General features: G+C 44.3%; 17 protein-coding genes and 1 pseudogene. 4 read left to right on the top strand and 14 right to left on the bottom strand.

All coding sequences use genetic code 11. From position 1 onward, the window contains the following. Window positions 1-317 precede the first annotated feature (317 nt). Entirely contained in the window at window positions 318-1,394 is a 1,077-nt protein-coding gene (gene acsF / locus AC3A14_RS18710; RefSeq protein ID WP_271936125.1) for a magnesium-protoporphyrin IX monomethyl ester (oxidative) cyclase, read from the bottom strand. A 397-nt stretch (window positions 1,395-1,791) separates the two neighbouring features. On the opposite strand from acsF, the gene hemF reads away from it, so the two are divergent. Further along, a complete protein-coding gene (gene hemF, locus AC3A14_RS18705; RefSeq protein ID WP_318733970.1) occupies window positions 1,792-2,823 on the top strand; it encodes an oxygen-dependent coproporphyrinogen oxidase in 1,032 nt (343 codons plus the stop codon). Between the two features lie 343 nt (window positions 2,824-3,166). Next, on the top strand, window positions 3,167-3,724 hold the full coding sequence (locus AC3A14_RS18700) for a Uma2 family endonuclease (protein WP_318733972.1): 558 nt from the start codon (window positions 3,167-3,169) through the stop codon (window positions 3,722-3,724). 89 nt (window positions 3,725-3,813) lie between these two features. Here AC3A14_RS18700 and psbO read toward each other — a convergent pair whose 3' ends face one another. Then, window positions 3,814-4,641, bottom strand: a complete 828-nt coding sequence (gene psbO, locus AC3A14_RS18695) for a photosystem II manganese-stabilizing polypeptide (RefSeq protein WP_318698213.1) — start codon at window positions 4,639-4,641, stop codon at window positions 3,814-3,816. A gap of 152 nt (window positions 4,642-4,793) precedes the next feature. Continuing rightward, entirely contained in the window at window positions 4,794-6,125 is a 1,332-nt protein-coding gene (locus AC3A14_RS18690; RefSeq protein ID WP_318733974.1) for a four-carbon acid sugar kinase family protein, read from the bottom strand. A 104-nt stretch (window positions 6,126-6,229) separates the two neighbouring features. On the opposite strand from AC3A14_RS18690, the pseudogene AC3A14_RS18685 reads away from it, so the two are divergent. After that, window positions 6,230-6,658 (top strand): annotated as a pseudogene (locus AC3A14_RS18685) (AAA family ATPase); the annotation flags it as partial. 49 nt (window positions 6,659-6,707) lie between these two features. Here AC3A14_RS18685 and AC3A14_RS18680 read toward each other — a convergent pair. After that, entirely contained in the window at window positions 6,708-7,031 is a 324-nt protein-coding gene (locus tag AC3A14_RS18680; RefSeq protein ID WP_318733976.1) for a Mo-dependent nitrogenase C-terminal domain-containing protein, read from the bottom strand. A 189-nt stretch (window positions 7,032-7,220) separates the two neighbouring features. Next, a complete protein-coding gene (locus AC3A14_RS18675) occupies window positions 7,221-8,399 on the bottom strand; it encodes an iron-containing alcohol dehydrogenase (RefSeq protein WP_318733977.1) in 1,179 nt (392 codons plus the stop codon). Window positions 8,400-8,859: 460 nt separating this feature from the next. Here AC3A14_RS18675 and AC3A14_RS18670 point away from each other — a divergent pair, with 460 nt between their 5' ends. After that, window positions 8,860-11,061: a phosphoketolase family protein gene (locus AC3A14_RS18670; protein ID WP_318733980.1), complete on the top strand. Its 2,202-nt coding sequence runs from the start codon at window positions 8,860-8,862 to the stop codon at window positions 11,059-11,061. Window positions 11,062-11,185: 124 nt separating this feature from the next. Here AC3A14_RS18670 and AC3A14_RS18665 read toward each other — a convergent pair whose 3' ends face one another. The 9 genes from AC3A14_RS18665 to AC3A14_RS18625 form a co-directional block, all read right to left on the bottom strand. Next, a complete protein-coding gene (locus tag AC3A14_RS18665) occupies window positions 11,186-11,515 on the bottom strand; it encodes a hypothetical protein (RefSeq protein WP_318698222.1) in 330 nt (109 codons plus the stop codon). 53 nt (window positions 11,516-11,568) lie between these two features. Then, on the bottom strand, window positions 11,569-11,673 hold the full coding sequence (locus AC3A14_RS18660; RefSeq protein ID WP_487779102.1) for an ACP phosphodiesterase: 105 nt from the start codon (window positions 11,671-11,673) through the stop codon (window positions 11,569-11,571). An 8-nt stretch (window positions 11,674-11,681) separates the two neighbouring features. Continuing rightward, window positions 11,682-11,897: a hypothetical protein gene (locus tag AC3A14_RS18655; RefSeq protein ID WP_278003030.1), complete on the bottom strand. Its 216-nt coding sequence runs from the start codon at window positions 11,895-11,897 to the stop codon at window positions 11,682-11,684. 139 nt (window positions 11,898-12,036) lie between these two features. Then, window positions 12,037-13,488 (bottom strand): methyl-accepting chemotaxis protein, encoded by a 1,452-nt coding sequence (locus AC3A14_RS18650; protein WP_318733981.1) that lies wholly within the window; start codon window positions 13,486-13,488, stop codon window positions 12,037-12,039. A 25-nt stretch (window positions 13,489-13,513) separates the two neighbouring features. Then, a complete protein-coding gene (locus AC3A14_RS18645; protein ID WP_318733982.1) occupies window positions 13,514-14,593 on the bottom strand; it encodes a chemotaxis protein CheW in 1,080 nt (359 codons plus the stop codon). A gap of 17 nt (window positions 14,594-14,610) precedes the next feature. Then, window positions 14,611-16,119 (bottom strand): CheR family methyltransferase, encoded by a 1,509-nt coding sequence (locus tag AC3A14_RS18640; RefSeq protein ID WP_318733983.1) that lies wholly within the window; start codon window positions 16,117-16,119, stop codon window positions 14,611-14,613. Window positions 16,120-16,461: 342 nt separating this feature from the next. Continuing rightward, entirely contained in the window at window positions 16,462-17,178 is a 717-nt protein-coding gene (folE, locus tag AC3A14_RS18635) for a GTP cyclohydrolase I FolE (protein ID WP_413038759.1), read from the bottom strand. 421 nt (window positions 17,179-17,599) lie between these two features. Continuing rightward, window positions 17,600-18,580 carry an acetyl-CoA carboxylase carboxyl transferase subunit alpha gene (gene accA, locus AC3A14_RS18630; protein WP_271938623.1) on the bottom strand — a complete coding sequence of 327 codons (981 nt, stop codon included), beginning with the start codon at window positions 18,578-18,580 and terminating at the stop codon, window positions 17,600-17,602. 82 nt (window positions 18,581-18,662) lie between these two features. Next, a complete protein-coding gene (locus tag AC3A14_RS18625; protein ID WP_318719442.1) occupies window positions 18,663-19,703 on the bottom strand; it encodes a long-chain acyl-[acyl-carrier-protein] reductase in 1,041 nt (346 codons plus the stop codon). Window positions 19,704-19,826: the final 123 nt, after the last annotated feature.

Raw genomic sequence — 19,826 nt, 5'->3', positions numbered from 1 at the left:
ACGATACTTTGGGGGTCACCCTTGGGCAAAATAGCTCGGTGCCAGGTCCATTTTTGGCAAAAGGTCTTTCTGATTCAGAGAGACCTTTTGTTTTGTTTCTTAAGGGATGACAAGGAGGCTAAAGAGTAGACTGTTTGAATAAAGCCACTTTCCTAGCCTTACACTTTGAAATTCCCTATCTCCTATAACGGCTATTTTATACTCTTTATCCTTAAAGAATTATGTTTTTCTTCTCTAGAGAAGAAAAACATAAGCCAGGTTTCTATTTTCAATCTTGGCTGAGTGTCAAAGATATTCATAGAAACCGGGTTTCTGGCTTAACACACGGTATCTCGGATAGCTTCTGCATCAATGGGTTTAATTAGATATAGACGCAGCATATCCCAGCCAATTCCAGCCATTAAGGGTAGTTTGCGGAAGAATTTGACAATTTTAGGTGCATTGCTCTTATCAATCGCTGCAAGCTCCATGTTTCGCTCTGAACAGCGATAAACCCGTGGGAAAAATTCTGGATGATCTACATTTAACATGACTGGGAAAGCCCGACCTGCTGTAGCATTAGTATTGCAAACTACAGTTTGGTCATATTCTCTGGCATCTAAACCAATCATTTCATAAAAGTCAGTGCGCTCATCTACAGTGAGAGAATGAGTAACAAAGACGGTGAGCAGGAAAAAGCGGGCCCAGAGCCGTCCTGTCCAGCTATCCCACATATGGCGCTGCGATCGCAATAGGGCTGTAAAAATATCCCCGTGGCGGTTTTCATCCTGACACCAGCTTTCAAAGAACCGGAAGAGCGGATAAAACTGATATTCTGGATGTTTCTCTAAATGACGGTAAACGGTGATGTAGCGCCAATAGCCAATTTTTTCCGACAGATAGACCGCATAGATGATCCACTCTGGCTTAAAAAACGTATAGGTGCGGTTTTTCGTCAGATAACCCAAATCTAGAGAGATCTTAAAATCACTCATGGCCTTATTCAGAAATCCAGCATGACGGGCTTCATCCCGCGCCATTAGATTAAAGATTTCTGATAATAGGGGCTTAGTGTCTTTGAGCTTACGGGAGAGTTCCTTAAAGAGCAAAAAGCCGGAGAATTCAGAAGTACAGGAGCGCTCTAAGAAGTCTACAAATGTAGCGCGGGTTTTTTCATCCAGATGTTCCCAAGATTGGTCAAAGCTCTCATCCCGGACAAAGTGATGGCGGTTATAGTCCGCTTTCATTTCAGCTACCATAGCCCGAAGTTCAGCTTCTTGGCTAGAAATATCCATTGAGGCGATAGCCTCAAAATCAGTCGTATAAAACCGAGGGGTCAGCAGGGTTTCCTTGACTGGAGCTTTTACCCCTGGCTTGAGTTCTTCTATCGTGGGTTGTGAGAGCGTCTTAACCATAATCAGGTGCAAAATCAGTTTATCGATACATCAGTTTATAACGAAGATAAGAATTGGTCGTCAATTCTCATAAAATATTTACATTGCTTTACGGTTCTTCTTTGTTGTATGCAAAAGTCCATAAAGAGAACGCTTGTCGATCTAGAGTGGGATTGATCGATCGCCGAGATAATCTGAGCACAAAGCTGACTGTAGGGGGGAGTTTTAGGCAGATGTTTAGGCTCCTTTTTCCCTAGGTTAAGGCGAATGGAGTCGAGTGGTGTAGCGATCGCCTATACTCCTTACAGTATTAAGTTTTGAAAAAAAATCATCAATTTGAGCTTAATCACTATAGAGTGATTAGAGTTGAAATTCCAAACAAAACCAACAGAGTCTACAACGTTATTACGAAGTTACTATGAGTCATTCTGAAACCTCCAACCTCCCCCCTACAGATTCTCGCGAACGGTTTAAAACCTGGGTGATGGGTTTGCAAGAGAACATCTGCCAAGGACTAGAAAAGATTGATGGTCAAGCTAAATTTAAACAAGACCAGTGGGAAAGGGCCGAAGGAGGTGGCGGTCGTTCCAGAGTGATCCGAGACGGTAGAGTTTTTGAACAAGGTGGAGTAAACTTTTCCGAAGTTTGGGGAGAGGGACTACCCTCTTCTATCCTTACCCAACGTCCTGAAGCAGCGGGTCATCCCTTCTTTGCGACAGGAACATCAATGGTGTTGCATCCCCGTAACCCTTATGTTCCCACCGTTCACCTGAATTATCGCTACTTTGAAGCCGGCCCGGTTTGGTGGTTTGGCGGTGGTGTTGATTTAACACCTTACTATCCGTTTACCGAAGATGCGATTCACTTCCATCAAACCATTAAGGATGCTTGCGATAAACACAATCCAGAATATTATCCCACCTTCAAACGCTGGTGTGATGAATATTTCTACCTCAAGCATCGCCAAGAAGCTAGAGGTATTGGTGGAATTTTCTTTGATTACCAAGATGGTCGGGGACAACTCTATCGAGGCCCCAAACCTGAAGGAGAAGCTGCACAATATAGTCAGAAAGTTGGCGACACTGCTCATACTTGGGAAGAGATCTTTGCCTTTGTTCAAAGTTGTGGCAACTCCTTCCTTGATGCCTATCTTCCCATTATTGAGCGTAGACAAGATATAGAAGCTGGAGAACACGAACGTAATTTCCAACTTTATCGCCGTGGACGTTATGTAGAATTTAACCTCGTCTATGACCGAGGAACTATTTTTGGCTTACAAACGAATGGCCGTACTGAATCTATTCTGATGTCCTTACCTCCCCTGGTACGTTGGGAATATTGCTATAGTCCAGAAGCAGGCAGCCGAGAAGAAGAGCTTTATACCACGTTCCTAAAAGCCCAAGATTGGGTTAATTGGGACAAGGAACCGGAATTAGTAGGTGCAAAATAGATCGGCCTTGATTCCATAGCTTTAATCAGCTTTAGAACCCTTGGATTTAATGATTATGACTCTCCTTTTGAACCACCGACAGATTTTTCGGTGGTTTCTTGTTTTTAGGTCATATAGCAGGGATAGGGGATACTTATTCTTTTTTGTCACTCTGGGAAAACTTTTCTCTTGTCTTGACTCAATTCTAGGACTGTTACAGAAGTGGCGATCGCCACGAGTCTCAAAAAGCAAAGGATATATGCTCCATCCGGTACAACTCTGGATGAGTTGGTCAAACTGTACGGAACTTAATTGGAATGACTATAACTTGCTAGAATAAAATCCCATCAATCCCCTAATCCAGATGATTCAAGCCCTAACTCCATCCCTAAGCTTAGAGGAATTTCTGGAGCGCCCAGAAACCAAACCGGCTCTAGAATATCTCAACGGAACCATTCAGGAAAAACCGATGCCCCAAGGTGAACATAGTCGCTTACAATACAGGCTCTGTTTGGCGATTAATACAGTGGCAGAAACGGCTAAGGTTGCTTGTGCGTTTCCCGAACTGCGCTGTACCTTCGGAGGACGTTCTATGGTTCCCGATATTGCTGTCTTTCGCTGGGAAAGAATTCCCCGAACTGATAGCGGAAAAATTGCCAATCGTTTTGGACTTCATCCCGATTGGGCTATTGAAATTTTATCGCCTCACCAAAATCACTCTCAGGCCTTAGATAAATTATTGCATTGTTCGCAAGCAGGCACCAGTCTGGGATGGCTCATTAATCCCGCAGAAGAAAGTACTTGGGTCATTCGAGAAAATCAACGCATTGATTTATTTACGACTGACGCACAACTGCCCATTTTAGAAGGGATTGATCTACAGTTGAGTGTCGAAGAAATTCTGGGTTGGTTAATCCTCTAAAATCCATTCCCTATTCTCTAGCATGAAGCACTGGCAAAAAAATAGGGACGAACACTCTTCGTCCCTACTTCAATCAAAGTCTGATGAAATTAGCTCAAATCTTCTTCCACACGACCGTAGAAGATACCTTTGATTTTCACATCTACAGGCTCTTTGGCCCCTAAATCAGTATCCGAAGGTTGGACACTGACAAAAATTCCACCAAATTCTCCAGTGCTGGGGTCAACTTTCGTGACTTGTAAAGAAATCTCTCCTTCACCCACTTGAACCCGTTTCACATTAGCCAGGGTCAAATCGTCAGCATCTGCGCTAGAAGGTAAGGCAACGGCATTATCATAACCGGTCGCTACCCCTCTGGCTTTTGGATCGAGGAAGGTTGCTCCCCGATAGGAAGGAACCCGGAATTTACCTTCAAAATCAGTTGAGGTATTGATGCTATCTGCACTCGGTTGACTTTGAGCCAAGAGATTTTTGATAGTAAAGAAGAAGGGAACTTCTTCACCTCCAGGTAGGAGTACGGTAACAATTTGGAAATCAATTCCACCTTTTTCAGCAAAAGTCAGAGCTTTATCTGAATTAAAGGTCAGGTCTCCATAAACTTGAGTAAGGCTGGACGTTTTACGGGTAAGCACTTTACCGGGTACAAACTCAGCTTCTTTACGCTTGCTAGTGGCTTCTTCTTTAACAAAATAGTCATTAGGTTGCAAGCATAAATCAGTTAAGACGTAGGTCTTGCTGGAATCTAGGGGAATGGAACCTCTAGCGGTTTCTTCCAATTGGGGACAGTTATTCGCTAAACCTGTGTTTTTAATATCATCGTAGGTGTAGTCGCTGCCTACGGCTGGGCCTTCACTACAGGCGGTAATCAGACTCAAACACAAGGCTAAGATGACAGAAATAAAAGCGCGGTATTTCATAGTTGAGTTGTTAGCGTTGACCAAATGTGTTTTCCTCCAACGGAGTCGTGCTGCTCCGCACCTAAGAACGGATGGCTTAGGGTGGGGGAGCGGCAAAACTCTTTTAACCATAATTTCATAAAATGGTACGGCTAAGATCCCGTTAAGTTGCGTCAGTGAGCAGAGGGCTGGTTTAATCGTTGATAGACGGTGGCTAACCCGTGGCGATCGCCGACATTCCCTGGAAAGAGGACGACGGGTAAGTTGGGGAACCGGGGATGATCGATGGGAGTACGCACGAGGGAACATCCGGCTAGAATTTGGCCAAGCAGACGAGCCGATCGCAGAGCTAACCCATGACTGAGGACATCATTAGAGGTAATTCCGCCTTTACTAATTAAATAGCCGATGTCTTCCGGTAAGTTCTGAACTACACTCATTAGGACGTGAGACACCTGTTTGCCAAAGTCGAGCCGCGCTTGAATGGTGGGAAAGGTGAGTTCTTGGCGGGAGGTGTAGATAACGGGGGTTCTGCCTTGGCTGTGGATGTCTTGAACTTGGCTTAAAATGCTTTCTATGAGGTCTTCTTGACTGTTTGGGTCATTTTTGAGTAAATGGCTCACATCGACTTCTATACCGCTAATTTCTGGCTCTTCCAGCAGTTGGGAGAGTTGTTCTGTGGTTTTTTGTACATGGGAACCGACCAAAATTACGCCCGGTTTGCCTTCGCGCACATATTGATTCATGTGTTCAGCCATGACGGGTTGGGAAGGCAGTTGAGCAAGGGAGGTAAGAATACTGGCAGCGCTACGGAGGAGGAAACGTTTACCATGGGAACTAGCTCGCAATAAGTCACCAGCAAACCAGTCTAGATCGACTTGATGTTCTGCGTCTACGACTCCACATTGATTATTACTGAGGGTCATCAAGCGGTCAAAGCTGCCTTCGCGAATGTCTTCGAGTAGAAACCGTTGGACGCGATCGCTGCTAATTTGACCTTGGGTTTTCTGGGCAACATAATCGGGAAGATAGGAGTGGGAGTAACCAAAGACGGAATCTTTGGCGAATTCGGTTTCATGGACGGGGGTTGGGGTTCCGTCGATCATCAGATAATGGATACTATCGCGGGTGATCCGTCCGCCTTCAAAGAACGCAGGAATGAGAAAATGGGCATCAAAGGGGCCGAGTTCGGAGGCGATCGCATCGGTTTCAATGGGATAATGGCCCCGCAGCGTGGAGTCCGAGCGACTGACAACTAAGAAGTTTTCGATCTGTTCTGCGGCGATCGCCTGTTTTAGATTTTGGCACACTTCCAGCGTCACCTGCTGCGCTTCTTCTGGAGTTAGCGCTCTCGTATTCGTCAAAATAAATACGATCGGCGAATCATCCGTTAAACCAAACCGCAGGGTTTCCACATCCCACTGCATCAGCAACAAACAACTATGTACCGTTTGTGAGCCGGTGGGATCGTCGTCAAGAACAATAATTTTCGGTTGGGTACTCATGGGTTTGGATAGAGCAAGAACTCATTAAATTATACCAAATTCTGTTCTCTCCTTATGTTAAACTTCTATTGGTTTTCTTCTCGTTCTTCTAGCGAGTTTGCTCTATGCTCAGAAGCGTCAAAATTGAGAATTTTCGTGGCTTGCAATCTTTAGAGCTGCAAGATCTCGGTCGTTTAAATCTACTCGTTGGAGCCAATAATTGCGGTAAAACCTCTATCTTAGAAGCAATACAACTCCTTTGTTCCCCAGATGATATTGAAAGTTTTATCGTTTCCATGGAAACACGAGGAGAATCTTCTTATAATTACCAAATTAAAGATATTGAATTTGCCATTCAAAACCTATTTCATAATTATACAATACATCTGAATAGTTATTTTTTTATTTATGGAAAACAATTTCATGCTCAAGATATGAAATTTGCCGCATCTATTGAAAAGAATGAAATCCGAAATCAATATGCTAATCATTTCTTAGAATTGAGGGTGGAATGGAAAGAGGAAGGCGACGATCGACAAGAATCCACATACAGTTTACCTTTGAATTTAAAAACAAATGTAACCGGTTTTGAATCAACTCACATTAACAATAAATGTGAATATCTTGTCCACATTCATCAGCCAAATAACACAGAGCGCGGAATCGCAGGGCAACCACTTCTTCATAGAGTGGATTTAACTTGCACAAGGGGGGAATATAACCGATTTTACGGCCGAATAAATAGAGGTCGCGAGCAAAAGGACACTGAACTGGAATCAAACGACAGAGAAAATGGGCCATGCTTTCATCACGGATTTCTAACCGATTGAGGCATCGACGTAAAGGATTTAAGTAATGGGTAATGGTGCGATCGTTTTCTTGCAGTTCAGGGTGAGTAGGACGTTGGGTGAAGAGAAAATTGAACATAATCATTGCTCCGATTGCTTTCATACTTTCAGTGTATACATAAGCCCAAGGGATAGCAAGACTTATTTTATATAATTTTTCATTATCATCAATAAGATTGGCTTACCCTCTACCCATCGAAGAAGAGCAGTTGACCGATGACTGATGATCGATTACCAGCTTGTTTCATGTCTTTGACAGCCCAAAGTACTACAATCTGTCCTGTAAGATGGAGTAGATCTCATTTCGATGTAGATCTACATTGGGGCAGTAATCGAGGGTTTTTTCGATGACGGGAGGCAGATCCTGGGCACGAATGCCATATTGACCCAAACGAGGAATCGGGAGAATTTGCACCCACGCTTCTACAATATTGACTAAGGCATCACAATAATAATAGGGGCTTTGGTGAGTTCGGCCATCAAAGAGTTCTCCAACTTTAGCAATTTTGAGCAGAATGGGATTTTGGGCATAACGGGTTCGCAGCGCTTTTAAGCTCATCCGCAGAGCAGAACCCGCTAAGGTACTACAAGCGATACGATAGGGAATGGGGCAAAAACTACTGAGGGTGAGAGAGAGTCCTTGCAGCAGTCCGATCGCACTATTCGATTGACTAATACCGGATGCACAGGAAGCATAGGCCATTTTTCCGCGCACTGCTTGGCTAGTGGCTCCGACTGCACAAGCGAGCAGCAAATTATCTTTGAGAGCTTCTAAGCCACTCCAGATAATAGCTTCCGTTAAGACTGAGGTATGCAGGGCCCACTCAGCTTCTATTAAGTGGGATAAAGTGACTAACCCAGAGGTAGCCGTGAGATCGGGAGGGCAGGAAATCAGGAGTTCCGGGTCAATAATGACGGCATCTGGGATAAATTGGGGGTGAGTGAAAAAGGTTTTGGTTCCTCGAGCTTCGACCCGGTCGATCGCCATTTTCGGGGTAACTTCATTTCCCATACCAGAGGTAGTGGGAATGGCAATTAAGGGAATTTTGGGGTGGGTGAAGCATGGGTTGCTTGCCAGGCTTTGGATATGAGCGATCGCCCCAGACTCTGGAGGAATATCACAGGCGATCGCTTTTCCCACATCAATCACACTACCACCGCCAATACTGACGATCGCATCAATCGAGAAGTCGCGGATCTCGGCACAGATACCATCAATCAAAGCATCGGTCGGTTCGCGATCGCAAATCCTGTGATACACCACCTGACCTGACCGACTTAAATTAGTCTTAATCTCGTCTAACTTACCCGATGCATCTAGAGACTTGGCCCCTGTCATCAACAAAACTCTCTTACCCTCGAATTGGGTAATTAAATTGGATAATTCTTGAACTTGGCCAGCACCAAAATAAATCGGGGGAACCTTGGAAAAACTAAAGGCTTTCATTAACAGGGGTTCTCAGTTCTAGAGGGCAATCAGGTCAATCCGAGGGCGACCCGCCTTATGAAATACAATTCTAGCAAGGGTCTTCACTGTAACTCCATTCCTCAGCCCCTTTCGTTTTCTCAGTATATAAAGGGTATGACTAAACACTACTCTGGTTTTTTATACCCTAATTTTCATCCCTAGACTGGTCTCAAGCAGTAATTTTTTTGTCTGAGATTATTAATCAACTTACCCCAGTTAACCGAGTCCTCATCTCTACTGAAGAATCAGTTAAATTTATCACTCTACTCCTGTTCTCCTCTCTTTTTTTTCCCTATATTTCGATGGAAAAGTTTTTATCTATAATTTCTTATTTATGGTTTTCTAGGAAATTAACCAATAGACCGTACCCAATGGACTGTCCAGCAACATTGTAAGATTTATTTAACCATCTCCAACCACGCCAGAGGATTTTTTGCTCATGACCGCATATATCACTATCCCCTCCTTTTGTCAAGGTATCCAATGTTTTGCTGACAGCCTCCCAGAATTTGCCACCTACGGAACCCAACCTGCTATTGAAGCAGGACAAACGGCGATTGCCTCCCCCAGCGACCCGCGTGCCGCCTACCAAACGCTCCTAGCGGCCGATGCCTTGCGGTATCTGACCCTACAAATCACTGCCTCCAAACAATCGGGACATCCTGGTGGATTTGCTAGTATTGCCGAGGCGATCGCCGCCCTCGTCATGCTTGGTCACAAAAATATCCTCACCGAAGTCGGTCACCACGCCCCCGGATTCTACAGCAATATGTTTCTCGACCGCTCCCTCGAAGACATGGGCATCCAAACCGTGCAACAAATGCGCGAACGCTTTCGGGAAATGCACGGACTCCTCGGCCACCTCTCCGGCCAAATCCCCGGACTCCTCAACCCAGCCGGCCCCCTCGGCCAAGGGCAACACTTCGCCATGGCCGGAGCCAAACTCCACCCTGGCATCCTCTTCCCCGTCACCATCGGCGACGGTGGTCTCGGCGAACCCTACATCATGAGCAGCTTCGGCCACTTCCACACCGCCTTTCCCCACATCACCAACTTCCTCCCCATCCTCGTTTGGAACGGTTACTCCCAAGAACACCACAGCATGGTCTCCACCAAAACCAACGAAGCAATGATCCAATACTGGGAAGGTAACAGCTTTGAAGAAGTCATCCTCGTCAACGCCAAAGACTTCGACGACACCAACCAACCCGGAGACTATGTGGACAGCACCCAATTCTCCTTCAAAAACCGGCTTGAATTCGTGCAAGAACTCCTCGCCGCCACCCACCAAGCCGCCCAATCTGCCCTAGGGGGTAAACTGACCGTCCTGATTGTCAAACAACTCAAAGGTGCAGGTGTTCACAAACGTGGCGCAAAATCCCACAACCTCTATCCCGGAGATAACACCGAAAAAGACTACATCGTGAGTGCCCTTCAAGAACGCGCCCTCACCCCTGAAGGCTGGCAACTCGTTCGCACCAACTTTGAGCGCGCTGCTGGAGGCCCTGCTTCTGGCCATGTCGTCACCGAAAAAGAACTCCCCGTACCCGAACTCGGACAACTGCCCCTCACTGAATATCCCGTCAAAGGTGACAAAAAAGTAGCTACCACTGCCATGGGTGAGTTAATCGTTCATGTGGGCAAAACCGACCCTAATTTCTTGTTGACTAACGCTGATGGTAATGCTGCATCGGGGATTAATAACGTCAATATCGGTCTGAAAATCCTCCATCCCACCCCTGATGAAGACTACTTCCAAGGGCCCCAAGGCCAAGTCTATGAACCCTTAAGTGAAGATGCCTGTGCAGGGTTAGCAGCAGGTCTTGCCCTCTTTGGAGCGCGTACCCTCTGGTGTTCCTATGAATCCTTCGCCATCAACGGCCTGCCCATTTGGCAAACTGTAACTCAAGCGATGGCAGAATTGCGCCGTCCCACCCCCTCAACCATTACCCTCTTTACTGCTGGAGCATTAGAGCAAGGGCGCAACGGTTGGACGCACCAACGGCCAGAAATTGAAAACTATTTTGCTGCCATGATGCGCAATGGTAATATTTTTCCGCTCTTCCCCTGCGATGCCAACAGTATCCAAGTATGTTATGAATGGGCATTGGGAACTAAGAATAAAGGAATTACGATTACGGCCAGTAAATCCCCCTTACCGGTTCGGACTACCCTCGACCAAACTCGTCAGGCTCTTCAAGATGGGGGAATCATTCTCCATGAAACCGAAGGGAAACAGAAGGTCGTGTTTGCTGTGATTGGTGATATGCCTTTAATTCCCACGTTTGAAGCCGCTCTAGAATTAGAAGATGAGGGCATTGGCGTGCGTATCGTTTCCGTAATTAATCCCCGACGGTTATATCGTCCCACCGATGTCGCTTGGGAAACTTGCACCGAAAAGGATAGCCATTTCTTAGATGATGTTGGGTTTGATCGTTTGTTTGCTGGTGATGCCTTAATTGGCATTACTGGAGGAGCTAGTGCCTTATTAGAACCAGTGATGTTGCGTAGTACCTGTAAGCGGGATACCTTTGCTTGGAAACGGGGAGAAACGGCTTCGAGCGCTGGGGAAATTATGGCGTACAACGGCTTGAGGGCGGAAAACCTAGCCAAGCGAGCCGAAGAGTTATTAGGTCGTTAGAACAGATAGTGGGCAGGGTATTACATTAGAAGTTGGAGAACAAGGAAAATTCTCCAACTTCTAGTACCCTGACCGCACTACGATGATTGACGGATGAGCAGACCTTAGCTTTTAGACCTTTAAGCTAAGGTACCTCTCTGTCATATAAGTCAAACTCTTGTGGTGTTCCATTTAAGTGGTTGAGCAATTTTTCATATAACTCTTGATTGCCATTTTGTGCTTCCCATACTTTCTCAATCCAGGTGAGTAAAAAAGCCTCACGCTGATCGATTTGACCATCATCTTTTGTGAAAGATCCCTGGCGCAATCTTTCTTTGACCTGATTGCTCCTAGATTTCAGATGCTCTAAAATATCTCTAGATACGAAGTCTAACTTACCCTCAATATGTGGATAAGCTTCAAGGACTTCGTCGATCAGGAGGTCAAATATTTTTTGGTGATTGAGCTGGGCCATGAGCTGGATTATCCTAAATTATTTTTGAATCAATTAAAAACTGTTCTTATTCCCTATTCCCTGTCACAGGCAACATCTTTTACAAAATCACCCAGGAGGTTCCCCAGTTGAAATTCACTATCATCTCCTTCTAAGAGAAGATGGGCCAAGTAGTTCATGGGAATTTCTAGACGATAGCAGAGATTTCATCGACTGTCTGGATGCGCCCTTTGTAGACAGCGTGCAGGAGGCGATCGATGGCAGCTCGTTCCTCATCAATGAGGGAATCTTCGAGGACAGCGGCTAAGAGTCCGTAACAGTCAGCTTGAGTGAGAGTGCGGGTTGTGCTGACTTGGGCAAAGAGTTCAGGTATGGCAAAGGGGAGTAGGCGTAGTTGAATCATAACTTTTCGATTAAAACTCATACTATTTGTACGATAAGGAAAGATGAAGCCGATCGGGGTGATGACTATCAGAGAAGGGTGTGATGTATGTCAAGATTGGAGTTGATTTCGATCGCTAAAGTAGGAGTATTAAATCGTCTTAAATAATACTTTTCAAGCTTAAAGAAGCTTCGTTAAGTTTTTGAGTCCCGATGCGGGTTTGGGAGATACTGGAGGCGGTTTCTTTGGCTCCTTGGTTAATGCTATTCATGGCTTCTACGACTTGTTGAATGGCGATCGCCTGTTGTTTAATGTTTAAGGAAATCTGCTGGTTATTCAACACTACATCGTTAATCGCTTCAGCGACACCACTAAAGGCTTGGGCGGTTTTCTGAGCAATATCTACCCCAGAACTAACCGTTTTTGTTCCTTCTTCCGTCACCATCACCGTTGAATTAATCGACCCTTGAATATCCATCACTAAAGCATTAATTTTATCGGCTGATTTGCGACTTTGATCCGCTAATTTGCGGATTTCACTGGCCACTACTGCAAAACCTTTACCATGCTCTCCGGCTCGTACTGCTTCGACTGCAGCATTGAGGGCTAACATATTGGTTTGATTGGCTAAATCACTGACTAAGGCAGAAATATTACCAATTTGCCCAGTCTGTTCACTGAGCAAAACAATTTGTTGGGCGATCGCACTCACCTTTTCCCGTAAATCTTCCATCCCTTGCAGTGTATTATCTACCGCATCACTACCTCCTTGGGCTAATACCAAGGCTTGTTGAGCTGCTGATACTGATGCTTCTGCCTGCTCAGAAACCTGACGAGAAGACGCTCCTAACTCATCCATCGTTGTTGTGGTTTGATTCACCGAAGATGCTTGTTGAGTGACCGTCCGCTCTTGCTGTTCCACCGTGGCCACAATTTCTGATGAAAACGCAGTTATTTCCTCTGTAGATTGATTAATGATTTTGGCCAATCCTCCAGAAATCCAAAAGGCGAAAGAGACCGTTACCACAATTAAACATAGCGTTCCTAAAGAAATAACCAAAATCAATGTATTCATAGAATCTTTTGCTTTTTCAGTTTCTAATTTTAGATAGTCCTCTTCAACCGATAAAAATTGATTAGCTAACTGATCGAATAGGGCCACAAACTGCATTCCTTGACCGGAATTAAATAGAGCCACCGCTTCATCTCTCTTGCCTTGATTGATTAAAACATGAGTTTGGTCTGAAAACTGTTGATATCCCTTTTTCATCTGAATCATCTCGTTTAAACGAATCTCCTGTTGTGGATCTTTTACCAAACTTTGGAGGTCTCGGACTACCGTATCAAATTGGCGTGAATATTCTTGATATTCTTGCAAAAACTGGAGATTTTGAACAGCTATATATCCTCGACTGCTGCGAATCATTCCCTGCCCATTTAAGCTTAAATCACCAACATTTATGATATTTTTTTGGACTCTTTCTACTGTTGTAAAAGTTGCAAACACCTGCTGTGCTACGACATAAACCCAGGCAGAAATAAACACTGTAAAACCAATGGGAATTGCATAACTTAATAGTAAATTTTCTCTCAGTTTTAAATTTAAAAACATTTATATTTACTCCTTAATAATACAACTAGCTGGCTTCATTGACTCGTAATTCTGAGTGATTCAAAACCTTTTTCAAATCGAGAAGTCCCATCATTTTTTCCTGATAAGCTACTGTTCCCCGTAGATATTCTTCATCTACCACATGCACGGCCGTAGGAATGGGTTTGATTTGCGATTTGGACAAGTAGATGACATCAAAAACTTTGTCAACGACCACACCAACCACAAAGTCTTCAGTAGCGACCACAACTGCTCGCAAGGGAACCCGATTGTAGTTTAGGTGTAGAATAAACCCAATATTCACTAAAGTAACAATTTCACCTCTGAGATTAATATTACCTACAATATGAGGGGGACAGCACGGAATGGGTGTGACTCGTTCAATAGGAGTAAATTCGCGTACTAATTCTAAATCTATACCAAAATATTCTTCATTCAAACCAATAACCGCAATAGGCATTAAACCTTTGATATCTTCATGAGCTAGAGATTGTCTTAGATTTTTCGCCCTGGAGTAAAAAACTTCTCGCTCTTTTTGGCTGGCATGGGGACAAAATAAAGTTCGGCTGTGAGCATGAAATTGTTCATTTTCAGAGATAAATTCTTCTTCTTCAATTCCTGGATCAATGCCTGCTAACTCCTCAGTTTCTACAGGTTGGAGTAGAGTCTCAATATTTAAAATCATGATAATGTGATTCTCCACTTGTACCAATCCCCTCATACAAGGGGTCATAGATGGCCAATGAAGTGATTTTTTAAGAGTATGTTTTGAACGCCCTTGGGAAAATTGAGTCGAGATCTCTGATTCTTCAATTATCTGTACTTCATGGACTTGATTGACAATGATACCCATGAGTATGTCTTCAGAGTGCAAGACAATGACGCTATCACTGACTTGGTATTCCTGAGTTTCATATCCGAGTCTAGATTCTAGATCCATAACTGGAATAATCTTACCCCTTAGATTGAGAACTCCGGCAATATTTGGTGCAACTTCGGTAACGGGGGTTAACTCAGGTAAGAAGAAAATTTCTTCTACATATAGAGCTTCTATCCCGTAGCGTGAACCGTTCAGGCTAAAGGTAATAAACGGTTTTTTTTTCATAATCCCTATTTTGAAGTTTATTGAAGTTCTTTTAAGCGGTTCTTAATAAACCTCAATAATTCTTTAGTTGTATATTCTTCTGATGTTCCTATTTTAGCATCTTGAGGATGTTTTTGAAGTAAGTCTAGGGCAGTGTTCCAAAACTTGCGAGCTTGTACTTTATTCCCTTGTTGAGCATACAGAGACCCTAAATCTAAATAAGCGGAGATTGATTTTGGTTCTAAATAAATAATCCGCTTTAGGTAGATCTTTGCTTGCTCTAGTTCTCCTTTTTCTTCTGCAATTTGTGAGAGTAAATAATAGGGATCAATAGCAAATGATCTAACAGATAAACACTCATGAGCATATTGGATAGCTAGGTCTAGTTCTCCCAGATTGGCATGGGATTTTGCCATCGATAGTAAGTCCGTGAAATTCTTTGGATTTTCTTCTAAATAGTCTAGAGATTTTTTAATCAGATTAGGATACTTTTCTATCTTAGATGTTTTTTGATTCTGATTCTTCTGAGGTAAATCTTGAAGTTTGTAAAGGGTTAAATCATCAGGATTAACGGAAATATGAGCGGCAATCTGATTGTCAGAAAAAGGTAACTTTAAACCCGAATTATGGGCTAAGGGATGGAAGAAAGAAGTGCTTTTTTTCTGCTCGGAAGATGTCTTGCCATTCATCAAAGCACATTTTTTTTGGTACACGATAGATTCCGGAAGAGCCTTGATTTGCAGACACTGTAAGTTATGACCATATAACTCCGTATGGCTAGTAATAAAATACCCTTTATTGTGAAGGGCATTACAAAATTTCTGTAAACAAATATCAATGGCTTCTTTGGTTAAGTAAATGAAGACATTGCGACAAATGACTAAGTCAAATGGTATGAACTGACCCTGGTCTTGAGGAATGGAGTCTAGGATGAGATTGCTGGTTTGAAAGTGAACTAATTGTTGGACATCAGGGTTGATTTTCCAGAGTTCTTGATGAGGTTTGAAATAGGAGGCTTTTAATCTGGGTTCAACGAGTCTAAAAGACCAGTCATTGTACAATCCGGTCTTTGCTTTAGCGATCGCCATGGCATTAATGTCTGTTCCCAGAACCCGCAGATGCCAGTTTCTCCAGTCGGGAATTAGCTCCATTAACAAAATGGCTAAAGAATAGGCCTCTTCTCCCGTGGAGCATCCAGCACTCCAGGCATTAAAACTGGGGCGATCGCGATCGCCAGCCTGATGACGTTGTATCTTAATCAACTCGGGTAGTAAATGGGTTCGCAGAAGCTGAATTTGTCCTCGATCGCGAAAAAAATAACTTTCCCCTGTTGTCAATAGATCGATCAACGCCTCCCACTCTCGATCACTACGGTGACTGGGAGTAGCCAAATGTTGATAATAATCATCAACTGAAGACATTCGTAAACATCGAGTACGATGGACGACCTTCTGGCTCAAACTCTCACGATCCTTAGAGCGGATCGCTAATCCCGTCTTGTGGTTAATCAACTGAATCAACTGCTCTAGCAGAAAAATATTAATCATCAGACTCAGTTAACCCCCTTAGTCTTCCAATGCTCTTCTTCTGGCTTTCTTCATTAACTAGAATGACAGACAATACAGCTATGGAAATCTAATCTTCCAATTATTTAAATAGTTTTAAGCTACGGTTTTATCCAGCCCGGTAATTGTCCTCTTGCCTGAATATTGACCTTATTCCCTTGATTGAACTTTGCTATAGCTGCGAAAGCGAGAGTTCGGACATTTTTCTAGTGCCTATTGCCTCAAACCATAACCTAACTATCCTAACCAACCCTTTCTCTACGATACCTTGAAGGACAAGGGGCCCCAGCCCCTTGTTGAACAGAAAGTTATAAAAAATTGCCCTTAGAAGAAGCTGGGTTGATGACGAATCAAGTTTAAGAATTCTTCACGTACTTTTTGATCTTCCTTAAACACACCCACCATCGAGCTAGTTACTGTCCAAGATCCAGGCTTTTGCACACCGCGCATCACCATACACATATGATTGGCTTCAACCACCACTGCCACTCCTTGAGGGTCAAGAATTTCTTGGATCGCTTCAGCCACTTGGCGAGTCAGCCGCTCTTGCACTTGTAAGCGACGGGAATACATTTCCACAATCCGAGCTAACTTACTTAAACCGACCACTTTTTGATTGGGAATATAGGCCACATGGGCCTTACCCATAAACGGCAGCATGTGGTGTTCGCACAAGCTAAAGAGATTAATATCACGCACTAGAACCATTTCATCATGGCCTTCATCAAAAATGGCTCCATTGACCAGATCTTCTAAGGATTGATGATAGCCATTGGTGAGGAAGCGCATAGCCTCTGCAACCCGTTTGGGGGTTTTCAGGAGTCCTTCCCGCTCTGGATCTTCGCCGAGTTCCGCTAACATCGTCTGTACGGAATCCATTAAGGCTTGATTACTGACATCAGAACTAGGATGGGAAATTTTTGACTCCGCACCATGGGTGGTAGAGCGATCCGGCCGACTCGATAACGGTTGATGTTCCTTAGCATCCTTATCCGAAGAATAACTCAAGGAGGGAGAACCATTAGAGGAAGCAATAGTCATAAGATTGAAAACTCTCTTTTCAGTTTAGGTGGGTGAGCAAAGACAGACAAAGAGGAACTTGGTCTGCACTAGGATCTGGGCCAGAGCTACTTAAGCCGAGCTACTGACTTTGAGGTATTGTTCCATTCCTCGATGGCTGCTGATGGGGGAAGTAATGGGGTTTGAGATCGTTTTGGAGCGATCGGAAGGATCTAGGATTGACATCAGCAGAGAGGCTGTGTAGCTAGAGACTAAGGCTACACTTTGGATCAATTGGAATAAAGCTGAAGAAGCTTGGACAGCCCATGCCAGGGAGGTCAAGCCGTTGTAATCTAAACTTCTTGGATCAGCAAAACTCAAATCGGTAATGAGGAAAATGTAAACAATTGTTACTGGGAGCCATTATAACTCCGATTGCCCCTGTTAACACAAGGGAAAGGGTCTAGGCTGACGCTTCTAAAAAGACTCCAATGTGTCTAAACTTCTGATAGCGCCGGTCTCGGCGTTGTTGCGGAGATAGGGCATCGAGTTCAGAAAGATGGCGAAGAATAGACGTTTTCAGAATATTAGAAGCTTTTAGGGGATCGCTATGAGCGCCACCGAGGGGTTCCGGCAATAAATCATCTAAAATCCCCAATTCTTTTAAGTCTTCGGCGGTAATTTTTAGCGCTTCTGCTGCTTGGGGAGATTTTTTGGCATCTTTCCAGAGAATGGCAGCACAGGCTTCTGGAGTAGCGACGGTATAGACGGCATGTTCAAACATCAATAGGCGATCGCCCACACCAATCCCTAATGCTCCCCCCGATCCGCCTTCACCAATGACAGTACAAATGATGGGGACATCAAGGCGGAACATTTCCCGCAAATTATAGGCGATCGCCTCCCCTTGTCCTAATTCTTCTGCTTGCAGTCCTGCCCAAGCTCCAGGAGTATCAATAAACGTGAGAATGGGCATTTTAAAGCGGTTGGCATGATTCATCAATCGTATGGCTTTGCGATAGCCCCCGGGTGAAGCCATACCAAAGTTACGGGCCACATTATCCTTAGTATCCCGGCCTTTTTGATGGCCAAGCATGACAACCGATCGCCCATCAATACGACCAATCCCTCCAACTAAGGCTGGATCGTCTCCTCCACAGCGATCGCCATGTAACTCAATCCATTCCTGACTAATCGACTGGATATAATCCAACGTCGAGGGACGGCGAGGATGGCGAGCCAACTGCAACCGTTGTGTGGGAGCCAAATTGGTAAAAATCTCCTCTCGCAGTTGAACGGAGCGCTGCTCCAACTGATGAATTTGATCGGAGACATCGACACTGTTTTCTTTTGCCAATTGCCGAATGTGTTCAATTCGGTTTTCTAGTTCAAACAGCGGTTTTTCAAAATCCAGGAGTAGGGGTTTACGTTCAGGAGTATTCACATTCACTAAAGGGGAATCACATTTTCTCTCAACCCGTCTCTCATTTTATCGGATTCGGGTCATCTGTACTCAACTCTGAGCCTTAAACCTGGGGTAATAGCAGGGGACGAAATCCATGTTTTACTGAAGCACTACCAATTTTCTCCATTTTTCCCACTGTAATCTGATTACGACCCCAAGAAAAACTCTCATACCACTGCTCGAAGTCTAGAATCATGGCTTCAGCAAAGCAAGCAAACAACTGTCGCTCGGGCACATCCATCTGCACAATATCCATAATTTGCCATTCAATATCCAGGGAATGCTCTACAATCCCACCATTGACCACATAAATATCCGTATCTTGCAGTTTAGTCCCCAAATTTTTTGGATATCCCCCATCAATCATCAAACAGGGGTGTTTCAATGTAGACGCATCAATTTCTACACCCTTGGGCATACTGGCGACCCAAACCACCACATCCGCTAGGGGGAGAGCCTCTTCTAAGCTCAGAATTTTACCTCGTCCCAGTTCCGATTGTAGCGCTCTCAGGCGATCCTCTTTGCGAGCCACCAAGAGTAAATCGGCCACATCGGTCTTCTGATTCAGCCATCGACAGACAGCACTCCCAATATCTCCTGTTGCACCGCAAACGGCGATCGTCGCTTGGGATAGATCGATCCCCAACTGAGCCGTCACCTGTTCTACTTGTTGACAAATAATATAAGCGGTATGGGTATTACCCGTTGTAAACTTTTGAAAGTTTAATTCCACATTACGAACCCGTGGGTTGTCATGAAGATTAAATTCTTCAAAAATAATCGAGGAAAATCCACCCAAGGCCGTAATATGAATTTCATCTTCATCTTTCTGTTTCTGAGCATGGGCCATAGCGTTCAGGATTTTGCGAGTGGCCGCTTTAATCCGACGATTGGCCAACATTTCTGGGAGAAAACAGGATTCGATATATTTACCGGTTATGACTTTTCCGGTAGCGCTGGTGACTGTAATATCATCCACTGTCTGTGGAGGAGCAGAACACCAGAAATCCAATCCCTGATCTGCATATTCTGGATATCCCAAATCCCTGGCAACGGATTGGGCATGTTCTAAGCTAGTAAGGTGACCGATCAGACCAAACATGGATGTACTAAATTTAAGCCGTCTGCTAATAGAGTAAAGGACAATGGGACGAAATAGACCATTTTAGATTGACATCCACCCCTGCCTAAAGGCGAGGGGATTCCTAAACCTCACGATTTAGGT

It is taken from the genome of Roseofilum sp. (assembly GCF_982964205.1).
The sequence above is the reverse complement of the archived record's forward strand: the minus strand, read 5'-3'. Positions and strand labels throughout refer to the sequence as shown.